The organism is Coleofasciculus sp. C1-SOL-03 (assembly GCF_040220555.1).
In the GTDB taxonomy this organism is placed as follows: Bacteria; Cyanobacteriota; Cyanobacteriia; order Cyanobacteriales; family Coleofasciculaceae; genus Coleofasciculus.
Genome location: NZ_JAVJUO010000234.1, coordinates 26,478 through 45,861, shown reverse-complemented (window position 1 = coordinate 45,861; position 19,384 = coordinate 26,478). Strand labels below are relative to the sequence as shown.

Below are 19,384 nucleotides of genomic sequence, written 5' to 3'. Positions count from 1 at the left end.
ATTCCCACTCAGGAGACCCATACTATGCTCGTCGATCTATTGAGCCGCAAGCAAACCCACTTCGTCTTGTGGCGTCCGGGTATATCCCAACCACCGCCCAGCGTTTACATTGCCAAACCTTCAGCTAAGGCTTCAGATCGATTCGAGAAAGTTGGGGAATACCCCCTCAGCCAATCTCCAGAGTTTCCGGAGTTGTGGGAAATCTCGGCTCAAGCCTGTGGTCTGACAGACGGACAAGTCTACCTGTACTGGTTTAAAATCCGCAACACGGAACCCTATAACCCAGACAATATTAACAAAGTTCTCTATTGCACCGATCCAACCGCCACAACTGTAGACCGACGGATAATCGCCCCCATTCCTGACGAGGACGGCGGTATTGCCAGTCATGATCCGGCTAGTGTTATTTTGTATCAGAATGGCTCATTAATACCCTGTGATCCGGGGGGACAAACGGTGAATTGGGAAGGAGAACCCCCATTAGACACCCTACCCCCAAACAATCAACTGGTTATCTATGAATTACCAACCCGTTGGACTCAAGGAAAAACAGAGGAGAATCGAGAGGTAGGAATCGGTACGTTTCAGGATGTGCTGTCTTTGTTGCAACCCCAAGCCACATCTCCTAATTTTTGCCATGTTGACACATTAACAGAAGGGAAAGCCTATCTAAGGGAACTAGGAATCAATGCCTTAGAATTATTGCCCCCAGCCGATAGTGATGACAAGCTGGAATGGGGCTATGGTACGGCTAACTTTTTTGCGGCTGATTTTGATTTAGGACATCCAGAAGGTCAAGATGCGCCAACTGCATCCACGGATTTAGCCAATTTAATTAAAGTTTGTCACCAATTGGGGATGCGTTTCTTTGTTGATATGGTGATGGCGTTTTCCCGAAATAATCCGTATCAAAACATCAACTTTCTGGATTTTTATGTTCAATGGCGACCAGCAGGTGATCCCCAACGTGATCCTGAACAAGCGGGTCGTGATGGCTTTGGCGGTGATTTATTTAAGTACAACTATTGGAACGAAGGCTATCATCCAATTCTGGGCAAAAAATCCTGGTTTGTGCCAGCCCGTGAATATATGAAAGCGTATATGGCTCATTGGCTGAACTACTATCGGGTGGATGGTTTGCGACTGGATAGCGTTAATAATGTCGGTAACTATGACTTTTTGCAGCAATTCCGAGAGTTAGCCCGCACCATTTGGGAAAAACGGGGCGGTTCAACTAAGCACTTTTTGGTTATTGGTGAAGAATTAAGTGTTCCCTTAGCCTTAATCCATCAAAATCGCTTAGATGGACTCTGGAACGAAAAGTTTAAGCAGATTCTGCGACAGGTCATTTTAGGCAAGAATGCGTTTAATGACTCTAGCTTTGAATGGAGTGTTCGCAAACTGATTGATTGTCGTTTCCTCGGATTTACTGATAGCGCTCAAGCCGTGAATTATCTCACATCCCATGATGTAGGCGGTTTGGGGAATGAGCGTTTCTATAACTACCTAATCAATCATGGAATTTACGATACTGAACCCCGAATTAAGCTGGCATTTGCCTGTCTTTTAACTGCCGTTGGTATTCCGATGATTTTGGCAGGGGATGAATTTGGGGATCAGCACGATCTCGATATTACGGATGAACATGCGGAGCATAAACAGGTTGATCCAGTTAACTATAGTCGAGTCCAAGAAGATTGGCGACAACGCATCTTCCAGTATGTAGCCCGGTTAGTTCGCTTCCGCACTTCATCAAAGGCGTTAGCGGTGAATGATAATGAGTTTATTCATGCCGATTTCCATGAAGATAAACGGGTTTTAGTTTGGCGGCGTGGTAAAAAAGCAGATGAATGCGTGATTGTTGTGGCTAATTTCTCTGACTATGGAACACCTGTTGGGTCTGAATATAAAGTCCCGAATTGGTCCCCCACTCCAGCAGGCAAGCAGTGGAAAGAAATCACCCAAGACCGCATTGTTCCTCCGGAATGGGTGGGCAGAGAACCGATTTTTCCCTGGGAAGCAAAAGTTTATGCTCTGATTTAATTTTTTTAAACGGTAACATAAGCTACAACATTATCCCTGATTTAACCTTGTAGAGACGTTCCGGTGGAACGCCTCTTTCTTTTGCGGTGGTTGATCCTATTTTTGTATAAACTGATATAATCTCAAACTATAGCCATTTTCGGTTGCATAGAATACACTCTCAGGCTCAGGATTCATCGTTCATGGCAACTTTACTAGGCAATAAACTCTGTATGTAGTATTTTCCTAGTAAATGTGAAAACCTGACCCCTCCTAAACCCTAGGTGCATATCAACGCCAGTAGTAGCGTGACACACCTTATTTGGTGGATTAGAATTGTAGGGGCGCAAGGCTTGCACCCGATTTAAACGTCAAATCTATTCCACAATTTTAGCTGTGTCAGTCCAGTAGGTTGGGTTTCGTTCCTCAACCTAACTTATCCGATTAGTTGGGATATTACGTGCTTTCCCTGACATGCTTCTCCAAACCCTTCGATTAGCCAGGGTAGGGGTAGCGCTAACCACTCGTATGTCTTTTCCCAAAGACTATCCTGAACAACATTATACCGCCACTTACAACCAATGAATACTCCAGCAGCCAAAAACTTAACCCAACGCTTCAATTTAAAGTTTGACCCTCATACCTATCGCCGCATTATTGGCAAAAAAGAGGTCGTGATTCACTGCCATCATTATAATGCCCGTCTGCAAAATATTATCGAAGGCACTAAACAAATTAACGGCAAAGCGATTCTTGTATCGGCGGCTGAAGAAATATTTTCCGATTATATCCCTAATTTTATTGAACCGGAAGATACCTTAGACGATAAATGGCAAATAGCCGCCAAACTCTATGCTCACTTAGGATATGGATGTTTGGACTTTTCCCAAATTAGTCAAGGCATCGTTACCTCCAGTAGTTCCCACTTTGTCGAAGGATGGAAAGCCGGATTTATTGAATCCAACTGTCCCGTTTGTACGTTTACTGAAGGGTATCTGCAAGGCGTGATTTATGGGATTACTGGAGAATCGGTGTATGTCCGCGAAACAGCTTGTATGAATATGGGAGCAGATACCTGTCAGTTTATCATTGATAAATCCCGAACTCATTCGGTAACCTATCCGCCGCAGCGAAATCTCAACTTTAAGCCTAAACCCACGAGTCAATTTGCTGAATCGAATATTGATCAGGAAAAAATTATTAACGCTCTGGTTGAAATGCCGTTTTATGGGAATGATCAGGGATTAATCCCGGCGTTTAATGTTTATTTAGCGAATACCCCAGCGGAATTTTATAATTTAATCTGTATTCGCTTTGTCGAAGCTATGAAAGAAAAAGGTTTATTCAACACAGCCAAAAACCTGCTTTTATTCGCTGGAGAAGTCTGTGCAGTGAACACCCTTCGAGGTATTATCATTTCAGCCGAATGGTATGACTTAATTGCGCCCATGGTTCAACAAGAATCGGATAATTTATATGGATTAATTGCGGTAACCAATGGTTTGGGTTGGGGCAATTGGCATGTGATCAATTATGAACCGGGCGAAACCTTGCAAATGGAAGCCCTGAATGGATACGAAGCGTTAGGTTATCTAGCCTATAAAGGTGAAGCCAAAGAACCTCAATGTTTTACATTAACGGGTGTCGCAGCGGGAATTATGGCATTGCTGCATGGCGAAGGTACGGTTGAGGAACGGGTAGGAACTTATGCTTCGGAAGAAAGTCATTGTATTTGTTGTCAACAAGCCTCTTGTAAATTTCAGGTTGAATTACTTTAAAATGACTATCAATCATAATACTTTAAATAAACAGGAGCTAATATCGTGAAGGATTGTCCTTTATATGCCGTTTATACAGGAGGAATGCTCATTTTAGATGACGCCCTAACCATATTCAATGTTACTTCTGAGTTTTGTGAACATTTTGCCTGTACTCCGGAGTCGATTGTGGGAAAACCCTTAGACAGCTTGTTTAGTCGCAAAGATAAAAGAGGCAGATTCTTATTCCACAAAAAACTCAGTCAATATAAAAAAGGATTCCTGGACTTAACGATTGTCATTTCAATCAACAAAAACGAATTTATTTCCCGTCTACGACTGGTTAAACGGGACAAAGAATGGCTGGCAATCTTTGAGAATATACTCGCTGAAGATGATGATCTGTTTCGAGAGTTTTATTTGGGGCGAGAACGATGGACAAGTATCGTGCGAAATTCATCAGAGGGTATTGCTATCCTGGATAGTGAGGGACGGTTAGTCGAATTTAATAGTCGCTTCTTGGAAATCATGCAATTCCGCTCTGTTCATGGGGTTTTGCTGAATGAATCTGCTATTTTAAATAAATATCTATTTGATTTATCAGACAATGACCAGTTTAATTTCGCCAGAAAATATTTTGAAAAAGCCAAAACCAGCAAACGTAAATCCTACCAAGAGATTCAGCATTCATCCTATTATCTGCGTTTAGAAATAACCCCGATTTATTTACCCGTCAAAGGATTTTCCGGATGTAGTTTTGTTATCAAGGATATAACCCACCAAAAACAGCTTGAATTCATGGCGCAACAGTTGCAAGAGAAGAATCAGGAATTGGAACGTCAGAAACAAGAGTTGCAAGCTGCTCATCAAGAAATTATTACGCTAAATCAAAAACTTCAACAAGAAAACCTGCGGTTGAGTGCTGAACTTGAGGTGACGAAGAAACTGCAACAAATGATTTTACCCAAACAGGAGGAACTGGATTTAATTGAAGGGTTAGATATTGCGGGATTTATGCAACCCGCCGATGAAGTTGGCGGTGACTACTATGACGTAATTCAACAGGATGGTAATGTCAAAATTAGCATTGGTGATGTAACCGGACATGGGTTAGAAAGTGGAGTGCTGATGTTGATGACTCAAACGGCGGTGCGAACCTTACAAGAAAGTGCTGAAACCAACCCGGTGAGATTTCTGGATATTCTTAACCGTACTATTTATAGTAACATTCAGCGGATTAATCCCTATAGGAATCTCACCCTGGCTGTTTTAGATTATACCAATGGCACATTAGGTGTCAGTGGTCAACATGAAGATATTATCATCGTGCGTACTGGCGGAACCGTGGAACGGATTAATACAACGCATCTAGGTTTTCCTTTAGGATTAGAGGAAGAAATTTCTGAGTTTATCGCGCAGGAAAAAATCCAGTTAAATTCCGGAGATGTGGTAGTCTTATACACAGATGGTGTTACCGAGGCTTATAACTCCCATCGAAAACAATATGGACTAGAGCGATTATGTGAAATTGTTAGTCGTCATTGCCAGAAATCGGCGCAGGAGATTCGACAAGTTGTGATTGACGATGTACAGCAACATATTGGTGAGCAAAAAGTGGCGGATGATATTACGTTAGTGGTACTCAAGCAGAGATAACTATGAATCAGAATCAGATATTGGGAAACTTCAGAGACGATATACTGACCGATTACAAACTGTTTACGCTGGAATTGTATGTTCACGCGATTTCCTGCGCCCGCCGCAAGCAAACTCGGTATTTGTCTGTTGCTTTCATGACGGACTATATTGCCAATCTCTTTCCTACTCGGGAGGACGATATTCAAACCTTTGAACGACAACTGAAAATCAAGAGTGCAGCGACTTATATCACCAATGAGTTATTAGAGAATTGCGTCAAATTTCATGATAATCGGTTGAAACATCCAATAAAAATTAGTAGCTGTTTACAGGACAAAAATCTAATATTAATTGCCACAAATTGCGTTAGTTTAGCAAGCTTGGATAAGCTAGAGGCGTTTGTTAATACACTGCTTACAACCGATGTCGATGAACTTTATTTCCACCAATTAGAAAAAGGTGCTGAAGAGGATAGTGAACAATCTCAGTTGGGTCTTCTCAGCATGATTAATGATTATAATGCTAAGTTGGGCTGGAAAATTGAAGATATTAACCTAAACCCGGAAATTAAAATGGTTACCACAATGGTACAACTAACGACCTAATTAAATTGTCAGAAATAAAATGGAGTAGATCGAATGAACATTGAGACCGAAGACTATACAATATGGTATGAACCAGAAACGGCAACTGTGTACTTCAAGGGTTTATTGCGGGAGAGTTTAATTGCTGATTATAAACCCATTGAGGAATTACTGGATCAGGTTATGGTTCAAGAACTTCCCCTAATTATAATGAACCTACAACAGCTTGAATTTCTGAATAGTTCAGGAATGAGTGTTTTGTCTCGATTTGTGATTCGTGTACGCAAGCAAAAAATTACTCAGCTAAAGGTTCAAGGCTCAAGACAAATGCCCTGGCAGGAAAAGCTTTTAAGTAACTGGCAACGGTTGATGCCTAATTTAAAAGTGGAGTGGGACTAGTGAAGGCAGGAGGCAGGGAGCAAGGTGGAAGGACAGGATAACTGTTTAGATGGACATAATCTGACCGATGTTTTATTGAGTTGACTATGAACTCAATATACCTGAATTTACCTGAAATTGCTCTAAAATTACTTAAATCATTAACCTCAATTTTTCTGAAATAATTGAGTTTAACTAAAGTATAATATTACTAGATTCAAAAGTTAGACTTGTATTGACCAGTTTAATTCAGGATTCAGGCTCGTGGTGTCACAGACGTTCAAAAGTCAAAACTGGAGCCTAAAGTAACCATTAGGACAATCTGGGACATCGCTCAAGAAACCGGGTTTCTTTGGGTGAACGGTTGATAGGGCGTTGTCATCCTCATGAGAAACCCGGTTTCTAGGAATACTGGGGGGACTATAACTAAAATTTATAAGTTTGACCAATAGATTTGGCGGCTGGTTTAATAAAAGATAGAGGGTTGATTTTCCCCTGTATTTTTCTGTGAGCAAAATTTAATTTGGCAAAAACTCCTGGTTGCCACTCAATTGGCTTGAAAAGGACTATCTATGGATTCCTCATACACTCTGTATAAAATAACCGTAGGCTTTGATCATGTTGCCTTTAAACCAGCCATCCTCTGCATCTGGAGTGCGAGTTGGTATCTTACATTCCCAAACTGGCACAATGTCTCTAAGTGAGAGACCCTTAATTGATGCAGCGCTGATGGCGATCGCACAAATCAATCAAGCTGGAGGCGTTTTGGGTGAACCGATTGAGCCGCTTGTGGTTGACGGTGCGTCTGATCCGGCAGAATTTGCCCGCCAAGCCCAACAACTGATTCAATTTGAGGGCGTAACTACCATTTTTGGCTGTTGGACATCGGCTACCCGTAAAGCGGTTAAACCCGTCGTTGAGACGTTGAATGCTCTCCTCTGGTATCCGTTACAGTACGAAGGGTTAGAACAGTCTCCTAACATCTTTTATACGGGCGCTTGTCCCAATCAACAAGTGGAACCCGCCGTCACTTGGTTACTATCTCACAAAGGAAAACGCTTCTATCTACTGGGTTCCGATTATGTGTTTCCCCGCACGGTAAATAAGATCATCACCTGTCAACTCAAGCAACAGGGTGGCGAAGTCGTTGGGGAAGACTATGTGGATTTGGCGGAGACAGATTTTAGTGACGCGATCGCCCGCATCCAGCAAGCGCAGCCGGATGTTGTGTTCAATACCCTGAATGGACAAGGAAATCAATTTTTCTATCGTCAATACCGAGATGCTGGGATAACTGCTGAGGATATTCCGATTCTGGCGGTGAGTGTCGCAGAAGTGGAACTGCAAACGATGCAAGATGCGGCGGTTGGACATTATGCCAGTTGGAGTTATTTCCAGAGTTTAAATACGCCGGAAAATAAGCGGTTTGTGCAGCAATTCCAGGCGCGATATGGCACAAATCGAGTTACGTCTGATCCAATTGAAGCGGCTTATAATCAAGTTTACTTGTGGAAATTAGCCGTCGAATCTGCCCAATCCTTTGCCGTGGATCAGGTGCGGTTAGCCGCATACAATCAACGTTTTGCCGCACCGGGGGGACTAATTCAAATTCAACCCAATCATCATGTTGGCAAATATTCTTATATTGGACAAATTTTACCCGGTGGACAATTTCAGGTACTCCACAGGAGTCAAACACCAATTAAACCGTTTCCTTGGTTAGGAGTTGAAGAACTCGACTTTAATAAATCAGACTTGGTGATTGAAATGTTATCTCAAGTCAGCCAAGGGATTCAAGAAACCTGGCTGTCGGAGCAAAAATCTCGCCAACTTGAAGCCTTGACGCAAAAATTACAGCAAGCCGAACAAGCCTTACGGGAAAGTGCGATCGCGCTGCGGAATCATAACCGAGTCTTAACCCAATTAGCCAAAAGTCCCGCTATCCATCAAGGCGATTTAAACAGCGCTTTCGCGGAAATTACCCAAGCGGGTGTGCAAAGTTTGGGGGTTGAACGCACGGGGATTTGGTTATTTGACCAAACGGGAACGAAGCTGCAATGTCTTGACTTATTTGACAAGAATCATAACCAACACAGCCAAGGAATTGAACTCGCTGTGGCGGACTATCCCACCTATTTTCAGACATTACAACAAGACCAACTGATTGCCGCCGATTATGCCCAAACTGACCCCAGAATGCAAGAATTGGCGGCGTCTTATTTAATTCCCTGTAACATCACCTCGATTCTGGATGTACCGATTCAAATCCGAGGAGAAATCGCCGGAATCGTCTGTTTAGGGAACGTAGGAACAGTTCGCCATTGGACAGCAGAAGACCAAAACTTTGCCCGATCGCTGGCTGATTTAGTCTCCTTGGCAATGGAAGCCCAAGAACGCAAACAAGCTGAGTTAGCTTTAGCGGAAAGCCAAAGGAGTTTGGCAACCTTAATGAGCAATATACCCGGTATTGCTTATCGTTGTCTGAATGACTCCGATTGGACTATGCTTTTTATCAGTGAAGGGTGCTATAACCTCACGGGTTATCCCGTTGAAGCTTTCACACAGCAAAAAATACTTACCTATAATCAACTGATTCACCCTGACGATCAAGAGGCTGTATTTGACCAGGTACAAATTGCCCTAGATCATCACCGTTCTTACCAACTGACTTACCGAATTATTACTGCAACTGGACAATTAAAGTGGGTTTGGGAACAAGGTCAAGGCATTGTTGACCCTGATGGTACATTACTTTATCTAGAAGGTTTAATTACAGACATTACCGCTCAAAAACAAACCGAAAAATCGTTACGTAAAAGTGAAGAACGTTGGCAGTTAGTGCTACACGGTACTAGGGATGGAATCTTTGACTGGAACATGTCTACTGATGAATTATTCACTTCAGCTTACTTGGCACAAATGCTGGGTTACACTGACCCAAACATAATCCACAACTACGAAACGTGGCATCGCCTTGTCCATCCAGAGGATATTGAGCAAACCTTAGCCCGATGGCATAAACATTTAGAACAAAAAACGATTCCCTACAAGTCTGAATACCGGATGCGCTGCCAAGATGGTAGTTATAAATGGATTTTGGCGCGGGCACAAGCACAATGGGATGAAAACGGAAAGCCTGTGCGGACGGTTGGTTCTCACCAGGATATCAGCGATCGCAAACAAGCGGAAGAAGAGGTGAAACTCTTATTAACCCTGTCTCAAGCCATTAATGCGGCGTCTGATTTTGATACGGCTTTAGAGGTAGCCTTACAGAAGTTATGTGAAATCACGGGTTGGATTTATGGCGAAGCTTGGATTCCCTCTACCGATGAGTCAATTTTAATCCCTAGCCGTCGTTGGTATTGTCAACGTCAAGGACTTGATCCGGATTTGCACAAAGCCATTGAAGGTTTTCGAGAGTATAGTAAATTACTCACGTTTTATCCGGGAGAAGAGATTCCGGGACAGGTTTGGTTAACGCAACAGTCTCACTGGATCAGCAATTTGAGTCAGATAGACGATGTTTTGTTGCGATTGGAATCAGCAGTACAGTGTGGTTTAAAAGCAAGCTTTGGCGTACCGATTATTGCCAATGTTAAGCCGGAGCAACCGACAACCCAAGGGAACAGTTGTTTGCTGAGTTCTCCCTCTTCAGTATTAGCAATTCTGGTATTTTTTACCCATACCAATAGTTCTGAGAACAAAGGATTAAGCGATTTGGTGAATGGGGTGGCGGCTCAATTGGGAACGGTGCTGCAACAAAAGAAAGTACAAGCTGAAATGAAAGCGCTATTTGCCGCCATGACTGATAGGGTTACCGTGAGAGATGTGTCGGGACGCTGTTTAAATATTATTCCCACGAAGGCGGCAACTATTTACAAATTACCGGAGGCGATGATCGGCAGAAAACTCGATGAGGATTTGCCACGTCCCCAAGCGGATCTGATTCTCCAGGGGATTCTCCAGGCAATATCGACTCAGGAAACCGTCTCGATTGAATATTCCCTACCCATTGATAGTAAGGAGGTTTGGTTGGCGGAAACGATTTCTCCCCTGTCTACAGAAACGGCTATTTTAGTGGCACGAGATATTAGCGATCGCAAGCAAGCCGAACAAGCCCTTTATTTAGAGAAACAAAAGTCAGAACAGTTATTGCTAAATATTTTGCCTCAACCTATTGCCGATCAGCTCAGAAATAATCAAGGCGTCATTGCCGAACAATTTAGTGATGTGACGATTTTGTTTGCTGATATTGTGGGATTTACACCGCTATCGGCTCGGTTAAACCCGATTGAATTGGTTAATTTACTCAATCAGATTTTTTCCCGGTTTGATCAGTTGGTCGATCAATTAGGATTAGAGAAAATTAAAACCATTGGTGATGCTTATATGGTAGCGGCTGGCTTACCGATTCCCCGATCCGATCATGCCGAGGCGATCGCACAAATGGCATTGGCAATGCAAGCGGCGATGAAACGCTTTCAAGTTGAATTGGGTGAAGATATTAAAATCCGCATTGGGATTAATACAGGTGTTGTCGTGGCTGGGGTGATTGGGACGAAGAAATTTATCTATGATTTATGGGGAGATGCGGTTAATATTGCCTCACGGATGGAATCCTCTGGTGAAAAAGGATGTATTCAAGTCACCGAAGCAACATATCAGCGACTTAAGCATAACTATCAGTTGGAAAAACGAGGAGCGATTAATGTTAGGGGGAGAGGCGAAATGGTGACGTATTGGCTTCTGGATCATCAATAATTGTTTAACTAAACTATAAAATCATATCGCTACTGTTATGACTGAGCATAATTTATCAAAACGGCGTACCGTTGTTTATTGATCGGCAAGATTCAATGTTACTTATTTTTGAGTGATGCGAATATGTCTAGGTTGAACCGTAACCCGCTCTAACCAACTTAGGATGCTAGGAAACCTGCTTAAATCGAAGCCGCCTTCCTCGGCAACATGAGTATAGGCAAACAAGCCAATATCCGCGATCGTGTAGCGATCGCCCACAAAAAATCGATGCTTTTGTAAATGAGTCTCCATCACGGTGAGCGCCGCATAACCTGGTTGGCGTTTTTGGGCGAGAGCCTCCTGATACTCCTCTGCCTTTCCCAAGATGGAAATCCAATATCTAGAGGTGGCGATATAGGGTTCGTGGCTATATTGCTCAAAAAATAACCATTGCAGGACTTTTGCTCGCTGCCAAGAGTTATCGGGTAAAAATGGCGTCCCTTCACTCAGATAAAATAAAATTGCGTTTGATTCTGCCAAAAATTTATCCGGTTCAACTTCTAAAACAGGAACTCGTCCATTGAGATTTTTGGGCATAAATTCAGGGGTTCGACTTTCTCCTTGTAATATATTCACCTCTACCCGCTCAAACGGAATTCCTAGTTGAGTCATTAACAAACGTACCTTGTAGCAATTCCCAGATCGTAAAAAATCATATAGTTTCATCTTTTAAGTTTTGTAAATGATGATATTGCTATCGAGTAAGTAGTCGGACAAAAAAACGGTACTGTATTAACTTTTGTAAATTACCCTCAAACCCTTGCTGTTCCCTGTTCCCTAATCTCAACCGTTAACTTTCATGAAAGTCCACCTACTTAGAGATGTTATTTAACCTTTGTTAGGGTAAAAACGTTTTTGAACTATAAAACTGTTCGCCATGAACATTCTATGGCATAATGAATAAAACTTTCAAGAAGTAGATTTAAGAGTTGTTAAATCATATTGAATCGTGGCGGGATTCATGTAAGATATTTCTTTTCAAGAATTGTAACCTCGATAACTGAAATGACAACGACAAAAGCCTTGCAATTTATGCGGAGAACCGCAGAAGATCAAAACTTACAGCAACACCTAGGGGCATTGCTAGGCGTTGGCGATGGGGATATCAGTAGTCAAATGGAACTCGATGTCCAAGAAGCCGAAGCCTTAACCGGCGATCGCGCCCCATTAGTGGTCAAGCTTGCCGCCCAGCAGGGGTTTGATTTTTCCGTTGACGATTTAAGAACAGTCGTTGATGCGTTTGGGCGGTATCAGTTAGGAGAACTGTCTGAAGCAGAGTTTGCCCAACGCATTGGATTATCCAACCTGGATCAAGGAACAAAAGAGAGTATTCCCTCGATTAAAAAGACATTAGAATTTGTCTATCGGGGGACTCGCTATCAACGAATTAATGGGAAACTCGTCCCGGTGATCCAGCCTACTAATTCTACGCCCAGTGTGCTGCAATTTATGCACCACTGTTCCTCAAGTACTACAATTTATGCAGAAAACGGCTGACGATAAACAACTTCAACAACAACTAGGAGCATTACTTGGTGTAGGTGATGGGGATATTAGTAGTTATGCCGAACTCGACGCCGCAGAAGCGCAAGCCCTCACCGATCGCGCCCCGCTGGTAGTGGAGTTTGCGGCTAAACAGGGTTTGGAGTTTTCCCAGGACGATTTACTTCGGGTTGTTGATGCTTTTGCGCGGTATCAGTCCGGTGAATTGTCTGAGAAGGAGTTCTCTAAAATTATCGGTTTTTCCAGTCAAGGCACCAAAGAAAGTTTTCCAGCACTCAAAAAGCTAGTTAATTTTATCGCTGGTGGTGCGGGTTCCCGTAAGTAAACTGAAAAGGTTCTACTCTAGTTTCCCCTCTCCTCAGCTTGGGAGAGGGGCTGACTTAAAATTTTCGTTTGGGAATCGCCGATCTGATGCCACCTTTTTTACCCTGAACATCTCCCTGGTAACGAGGGATAACATGAATACTGGTGTGCATCATTTTTTGTCCGGCTTCTCGATTCACATTGAATCCCACATTAAACCCATCGGGATGAAATTGCTTGGTTAAAAACTCTTGGACTTTGTTAACCATAAACCAGCAAGCCGATTGTTCTTTAAAGTCCAAATCAAAATAATTGGCAACATGACGTTTTGGAATCACCAGAACATGACCTTTGCTGGCGGGATAGCCATCAAACATGGCATACGCCGTTGCTGATTCGGTTAAGACTCGCAGACTTCTGCGAGGGTTACAGAAAAGACACTTATTTTCCGAATGCCGTTGATAGTTATAATGAACGTATTCGTAAATTTCGCAATACTCGTCTAGGTGAATGGATTGGAAGGGAAGTTTGACGATACACTGATAGGTGGGCTTTTTATGAATATAATGTTCGCGAAATCCTTCTTTTTTCAGATCCCGCCTTACCGCATAATAGGCTTTTCCACCTGGTTTTAACAACTGTGAAACGTTCATAAGCACAGTCGCCTGTTCTTCAGCAAAGAGAACATTTAACACATAAAAGCATAGGATAGTATCAAATTTCACAGTAGGGTATTCGGGGAAATAGCAAGGGTCATAGCCGATGATATCAAAGCCTTTTTGCCGCAGAAGTTTGACATCATTGCCCAAGCCACAACCAAAGTCTAGAATTTTACCCTGAAGCCGATTTTGATCAACAAGAAGTTGTCCGGGAAAGGAGAGATAAACTCTGTCTTTAGCGGTGAGATGACTGAATTTATTGGCTTGCTTTTTCATCGGACAGGAATAGAGTTTGTAGTAAGCGCTTTAGCGCTTCTGGCATGCTTCGTGCCTACTACGAACCTAGCTTAAGTCAGCGACATTCGTATTAGGTTGGGTTTCGACTTTGCTCAACCCAACCTCAAACGGTAAAATAAGCGGATTAGCGATTAATCGATGATCGCATTCACCAAAACTTCGGATAGTGTCATATCCGCCATATCGTCTAGAGTTGCAGTATCCGCAATATCAAACTTAGCACCTGCTTCTTGCAGTTCATCATCCAGAATATTGAGGAATCGCCATCTCTAATTCTTCATCAAGGGAACAGACTGTAGGGTGGGCATCGCCCACCAGTTTTGTCAGTTCCATGGGTTTTAGGGGTGAAGGTGATCAAACCCGCCCCGCTTAACGTTTAATCCTGAATCGCATTCAACAAGATTTCAGGTAACGTCATATCTGCCATATCATCTAAAGTAACAGTGTCAACGATATCAAATTTGGCACCCGCCCCTTGCAACTCATCATCGAGAATCTTAAGAAATCGCGTGGCGGTGGGATCGTTACCCACTTGAATCAGGGAAATTGCCAATTCTTCATCTCTATCCATGTGGCGCGATGCTTCCACAATCACTCGCATCACGGCTTTGCGATCATCGGGTTCCCCATCTGTGATGACTAAAATGGTTTCGCCTTGGGGTTTGGTTTGTCCGGCTGATTTGCGCTGAAAGTAGCTATTGAGTGCATCCTGAAGTACACTAGCCAAGTCAGTCCGCCCCATGGGATCATTTTCGAGGAAGATTTGTCCCACTTTGTCTGAGGTAACGTTATCGTAGCGTTTAAACCGACTGGAAAAAAGGTAAACGGTGATACCATCGGGGTCAAACTGTTCACATTTTCGGGCGAGGGCGAGAGTTGATTCTTGGGCGGTATACCAACGGGTTTGTCCACCCGGTTGGTCAGGCGTTGACATACTGCCACTTTTGTCGATGATTAGAGTATAGTCGCGGTTTTCCATAATTGAATCTGCCATAACACTGATTTCACGGATTTATTAGAGAGATTAGGGTAGGGGTTTGGGATTTTGGGTCACACTGATTTCACGGATTTATTAGAGAGATTAGGGTGGGGATGTCCGATGTTGGTTGCACGGATGACATGCTCGGTGTTGGTAGTCAATGACTGACCTGTTGATTACTTTTTAGTTTACCTGTGTGAGTATCTGAGGTTATACACCTTTTGGTTGAATGTCACCGACTGAAGGGTGGTGGGCAATGCCCACCCTACTGGCGTGACACACCTTATTTGGTGGATTAGAATTGTAGGGGCACCATCCTTGCGCCCGGTTTAAACGTCAAATCTATTCCACAATTTTAGCTGTGTCAGTCCACTACAACCTATCCCACTACTTTAGTTGTGTCCGATGACTTAGAGGAGATGAGGGCGGGTTTAGTCATATCCGGGTAGACGAACAAGGATAATCATAAAACCCGCCCCTACCCATTAAAATTATCCTACAATCCCGACTGGGATCATTAAGGATTACTTCCAACCTGCCCGATCCATTAGCTTAACCGCTTCTGGGTTCTTTTGCCCATAACTGACGACATCTAACTCTGATTCTTGGAAGTCGCCAAAGTCAGCCACAACGGAGTTGGGTTCCATATCTGTCACGACAGGATACTCATTCGCTTGATTGGCAAAGATTTCTTGGGCTTCTGGCGTTACTAGGTACTCTAGAAACTTAACCGCATTTTCTTGGTTCGGCGCATCGGTAACCACACCGCCGCCACTGATGTTGACGTGAGTCCCATTGGCGTTTTGATTGGGGAAAAATACGCCCACTTTTTCGGCTACGTCTTGATCTTCTGCCGCATCGGATTTTTTGAGACGGGCTACATAATAATGATTGACGATCGCGACATCACATTGACCGGCGGCTACGGCTTTAATTTGCGCGGTGTCATTGCCTTCGGGGGGACGGGCAAAGTTATCTACTAAGCCTTTGACCCAGTTTTCTGTCTCTTCCATCCCTTTGCCTTCTATCTTAGAGGCGACTAAGGATTGGTTGTAGATATTTTCGGAACTGCGGATGCACACTCGTCCTTTCCATTCGGGTTCGGCTAAGGCTTCATAAGTGGAGAGTTCCTCTGGCTGCACATTCTCTTTGTTATAGACAATGATTCGCGCCCGTTTGGATAACCCAAACCATTCTCCTTGGGGATCACGGAGATTGGCGGGAATGGCTGATTCTAAGGTTTCTGAGGAAATGGGTTGTAACAAGCCTTCCTCTTGCGCCCGCCACAGGCGTCCCACGTCAACGGTAATTAATACGTCTGCTGGACTGTTTTCGCCTTCACTCTTGATCCGTTCGATCAACTCATCCGCATCCCCTTCAATCAGGTTTACTTCGATTCCCGTTTCTTCGGTGAAGTTCTCGTAGAGGACATCATCGGTGTCATAATGGCGGGCGGAGTAGAGGTTAATTTCCCCCGCATCGGCTGTGTTATCCGCCGCGCCATCTGTGCTTACAGTATCGGCGGGTTCGTTGGGACTCGAACAGCCAGCAACGACTAATAGAGCGAGTCCAGAGCAGAGTCCGATTATACTACGTCTAGTAATTTTCATTAGCGACCAGTCTTGTTGTGATTTGGGTTGAGTTCCAGTGAGCCGCGATCGCTGTCCTTTGTGACCCGTTGCCAGATCGCTAAATATCTGAGCCTATTTTGGATTAGGCGACTTGATTTGCCCAGGGTTCACCTCGGTTGACCGGGCTGCACTGGAGTAGACAGATGATTATTGTACCTGCTTAATGCAATTTATTCTTAATTGAGTTCTAATTAGGGGCTATTGAATAAATCTTGTGGTGGGGAGAGGCAACAGGGAACAGGCAACAGGCAACAGTTTCAACCCCCTGTTGAGTGCTTTTTCACCCAATTTTATTGTCCTAACCTCAATACGTAGTGCTATAGATGTTGTCTGAACCTGCAATAGTTCGATTAACTGGAAGTATATATCAATAGGGAGGATAATCCGTTGGCAGACGATCGCGCCTACTGGTTAGCTTGGTCACAAGTCCCGCGTGTAGGACCGATATTACTGCGACGCCTACAGCAACATTTTGATTCATTAGCAGAGGCTTGGGCGTCTCCAGCGAGGGAGTTGGGTCAGGTGGAAGGGTTTGGGCGGCAATTGGTTCAGGCTGTGGAGAAAACGCGATCGCATCTCAAGCCCCAACAGTTTCTCGAACAACACTCTATCAAAAATCCCTGGTTCTGGACACCTGCTGATCCGGATTATCCCCGCTTATTACTAGAGATTCCCAGTCCGCCGCCCGTATTGTACTATCGCGGACAGGTGGATCAGCAGGAAAATCAGGGAATGAAGCCCATGGTTGCGATCGTCGGAACTCGTGAACCGACGGATTATGGTAAACGTTGGACGAGGAAAATTAGTGCAGCGCTGGCGAAAAAGGGCTTTACTGTAGTATCTGGAATGGCAGCCGGGATTGATACCGAAGCCCACAAGGGATGTTTAGAGGCGGGTGGGAGAACGGTAGCGGTTTTTGGCACAGGAATTGATGTGATTTATCCGCCTCGAAATAAACTCCTGTACGAGACGATTTTAGACCGGGGATTGGTATTAAGTGAATATCCAGCAGGAACCAAACCAAATCGCCCCCACTTTCCCCAACGCAATCGAATTATTGCCGGGTTGAGTCGGGCGGTTTTAGTCATGGAAGCGCCAACGAAATCAGGGGCGTTGATTACGGCGTATCAAGCCAATGAGTTTTGTCGGGATGTGTATGCATTACCCGGTTCGTTAGATAATCCCAATGCGGTGGGATGTTTGGGATTATTGAATCGGGGAGCAAGTGTGATTTTGAGTGAAGGGCATTTATTAGATATGTTGGGGGCGATACCGGAATTAGATAGCGGGAAACAGTTATCTTTATTTGAGTCAGAACCCGCTAAAGCGACGCCGGAGTTAGCGCCAGAGTTGGCAAAGGTGTTTCAAGTTTTGGGCATTGAACCGACGCCTTTGGATGTGATTGTTCAGGAAACGGGGATGACAGTAGCGGAGATTTCCGGTGTTTTGTTGCAATTGGAATTAGAGGGGTTAGTGTCGCAGTTACCGGGGATGTTATATCGGCGAAATTGAATCATTATTTTATCGTAGGGGCGCACAGACGTGCGCCCGGTTTTAGGGCTGTGTATTCGCACGTTTTTATTATTTCCCCCTCATCCCCTAACCCCTTCTCCATCCCCCCTCGTTCCCCCTTATTAGATCCCCCTTCCGTCCCCGTTTCGATCCCCCTCCCGTCCCCCTTAAAAAGGGGGAAGCCAGCAGATGCTTCGCTTTTTGTTCCATGGGGAAGCCAATACTTCACAGAAGGGGGAGAATTCAAAGCCTCTCTCCTTGAAGGAGAGAGGTTGGGAGAGAGGTTTTCCAGATCCCGTGAAAAATAAGATCAACATGGGGGAAGTTAACCCAGATTTAGTCTGAGCCATGGCAGGGTAATTTTTTATTTGGCACAGATTGCCGTTTTTTCCAAATCAACGTTATAATCTGATTTGTGCCAGTGTGTTTCCTTGGAAACGCCGCTGCACGCAGGGGCGCGTAGCTCAGTGGATAGAGCACCAGATTCCGGTTCTGGGTGTCGGGGGTTCAAATCCCTCCGTGCTCGTTCAGCCAGAAACTCCTGTATTCTTACTTGGCTAGGATTTCAGCCGATAACTCATTAACTGTCACATTGTAATGTGTGTCAGTTTTTGAGCAAAAAATGCTGGAAGTTCCACGCTGCCGGAGAAAGAGAGTGCTGAAATGGATAGGCGAAATAGTTTGGGGACATCGAATCCCAATATCCTAAAATGCTCTTTGGTCAAAAACCCAGAAATTCATCGATGAGGTTATTTCGCTCATCTGCAGCTAACTGATAAAATACCTGTTTAGCCAACTCTGGAGAGACATTTTGGCAAAACCAGTCACTATCTGGATTATCTTGTATTACCAAAAAATAGTGTAATCGTTTCTCTATAGCCTCTTTGTCGGATTTGTCTAACTGTCCTATGCGTTTTAGCCAATGATGATCAGAATCTTTCAAACAGTTACTATCGACTGTGTAGATTTGATGCACTAAAGCATAAGATTGAGCCTCAAGATCATTCCTTTGGGTTGGATTAATCGGGTAAACGGTTGGTAATCCCTTGTATGTCTCTTTTGAACTTAAGGGAATAATTGCAAATGTTTGTATGTTATCCGAGTCATTTTGAAATTGCTCACTTGTCCAAACAAGGTGAGGATGACTGCCTCTCAAAACTCGACTCGAATTAAGCTGTTCGGTACAAGAGTCATGGCTACACTCGATTTCACCGGGTTCGTTTAAATCATAAATATCAACATGACCCCGCTGGCAACGCAAAGAAACACGATTAGGATTAATCTGGTAAATCCATCCTTGCCGAGGTTTTTGTCCAGCCAT

At 43.8% G+C, this 19,384-nt stretch carries 14 protein-coding genes and 1 tRNA gene; 10 read left to right on the top strand and 5 right to left on the bottom strand.

All coding sequences use genetic code 11. The features are described from left to right. The first annotated feature begins 24 nt into the window (after positions 1–24). The 6 genes from RIE73_RS35590 (at position 25) to RIE73_RS35565 (ending at position 11,140) form a co-directional block, all read left to right on the top strand. A complete protein-coding gene (locus RIE73_RS35590) occupies positions 25–2,043 on the top strand; it encodes an alpha-amylase family glycosyl hydrolase (RefSeq protein WP_446405656.1) in 2,019 nt (672 codons plus the stop codon). Between the two features lie 560 nt (positions 2,044–2,603). After that, on the top strand, positions 2,604–3,800 hold the full coding sequence (locus RIE73_RS35585; protein WP_446405655.1) for a V4R domain-containing protein: 1,197 nt from the start codon (positions 2,604–2,606) through the stop codon (positions 3,798–3,800). 84 nt (positions 3,801–3,884) lie between these two features. After that, positions 3,885–5,435 (top strand): SpoIIE family protein phosphatase, encoded by a 1,551-nt coding sequence (locus RIE73_RS35580; protein ID WP_446405654.1) that lies wholly within the window; start codon positions 3,885–3,887, stop codon positions 5,433–5,435. A 2-nt stretch (positions 5,436–5,437) separates the two neighbouring features. Further along, positions 5,438–6,022: a slr1658 superfamily regulator gene (locus tag RIE73_RS35575; protein WP_446405653.1), complete on the top strand. Its 585-nt coding sequence runs from the start codon at positions 5,438–5,440 to the stop codon at positions 6,020–6,022. A 33-nt stretch (positions 6,023–6,055) separates the two neighbouring features. After that, a complete protein-coding gene (locus RIE73_RS35570) occupies positions 6,056–6,400 on the top strand; it encodes a slr1659 superfamily regulator (RefSeq protein WP_446405652.1) in 345 nt (114 codons plus the stop codon). Between the two features lie 597 nt (positions 6,401–6,997). Continuing rightward, positions 6,998–11,140, top strand: coding sequence for a transporter substrate-binding protein (locus RIE73_RS35565; protein WP_446405651.1), 4,143 nt, complete (start codon positions 6,998–7,000; stop codon positions 11,138–11,140). A gap of 102 nt (positions 11,141–11,242) precedes the next feature. Here the strand turns inward: RIE73_RS35565 and RIE73_RS35560 are convergent, their stop codons facing one another. Further along, complete coding sequence (locus RIE73_RS35560; RefSeq protein ID WP_446405650.1) at positions 11,243–11,845, bottom strand: glutathione S-transferase family protein; 603 nt, start codon at positions 11,843–11,845, stop codon at positions 11,243–11,245. A gap of 339 nt (positions 11,846–12,184) precedes the next feature. On the opposite strand from RIE73_RS35560, the gene RIE73_RS35555 reads away from it, so the two are divergent. Together RIE73_RS35555 and RIE73_RS35550 are read left to right on the top strand one after the other, a co-directional pair. Further along, on the top strand, positions 12,185–12,676 hold the full coding sequence (locus tag RIE73_RS35555) for a Nif11-like leader peptide family natural product precursor (protein ID WP_446405649.1): 492 nt from the start codon (positions 12,185–12,187) through the stop codon (positions 12,674–12,676). Beyond that, positions 12,660–13,007, top strand: a complete 348-nt coding sequence (locus tag RIE73_RS35550) for a hypothetical protein (protein ID WP_446405648.1) — start codon at positions 12,660–12,662, stop codon at positions 13,005–13,007. Before RIE73_RS35555 ends, RIE73_RS35550 begins: the two co-directional genes overlap by 17 nt. 55 nt (positions 13,008–13,062) lie before the next feature. On the opposite strand, the gene RIE73_RS35545 is transcribed toward RIE73_RS35550, so the two are convergent. From RIE73_RS35545 to RIE73_RS35535, 3 genes are all read right to left on the bottom strand, one after another. Beyond that, positions 13,063–13,920 carry an HIT domain-containing protein gene (locus RIE73_RS35545; RefSeq protein WP_446405647.1) on the bottom strand — a complete coding sequence of 286 codons (858 nt, stop codon included), beginning with the start codon at positions 13,918–13,920 and terminating at the stop codon, positions 13,063–13,065. Positions 13,921–14,317: 397 nt separating this feature from the next. Further along, entirely contained in the window at positions 14,318–14,923 is a 606-nt protein-coding gene (locus RIE73_RS35540; protein WP_446405667.1) for a vWA domain-containing protein, read from the bottom strand. 521 nt (positions 14,924–15,444) lie between these two features. After that, a complete protein-coding gene (locus tag RIE73_RS35535; RefSeq protein WP_446405646.1) occupies positions 15,445–16,530 on the bottom strand; it encodes a Fe(3+) ABC transporter substrate-binding protein in 1,086 nt (361 codons plus the stop codon). A 408-nt stretch (positions 16,531–16,938) separates the two neighbouring features. Between RIE73_RS35535 and dprA the strand changes: the two genes are divergently transcribed. Both dprA and RIE73_RS35525 read left to right on the top strand, forming a co-directional pair. Beyond that, a complete protein-coding gene (dprA, locus tag RIE73_RS35530; RefSeq protein WP_446405645.1) occupies positions 16,939–18,063 on the top strand; it encodes a DNA-processing protein DprA in 1,125 nt (374 codons plus the stop codon). Between the two features lie 453 nt (positions 18,064–18,516). Continuing rightward, positions 18,517–18,589, top strand: a tRNA-Arg gene (locus tag RIE73_RS35525). A 195-nt stretch (positions 18,590–18,784) separates the two neighbouring features. On the opposite strand, the gene RIE73_RS35520 is transcribed toward RIE73_RS35525, so the two are convergent. Then, complete coding sequence (locus RIE73_RS35520) at positions 18,785–19,384, bottom strand: type II toxin-antitoxin system PemK/MazF family toxin (RefSeq protein WP_446405644.1); 600 nt, start codon at positions 19,382–19,384, stop codon at positions 18,785–18,787.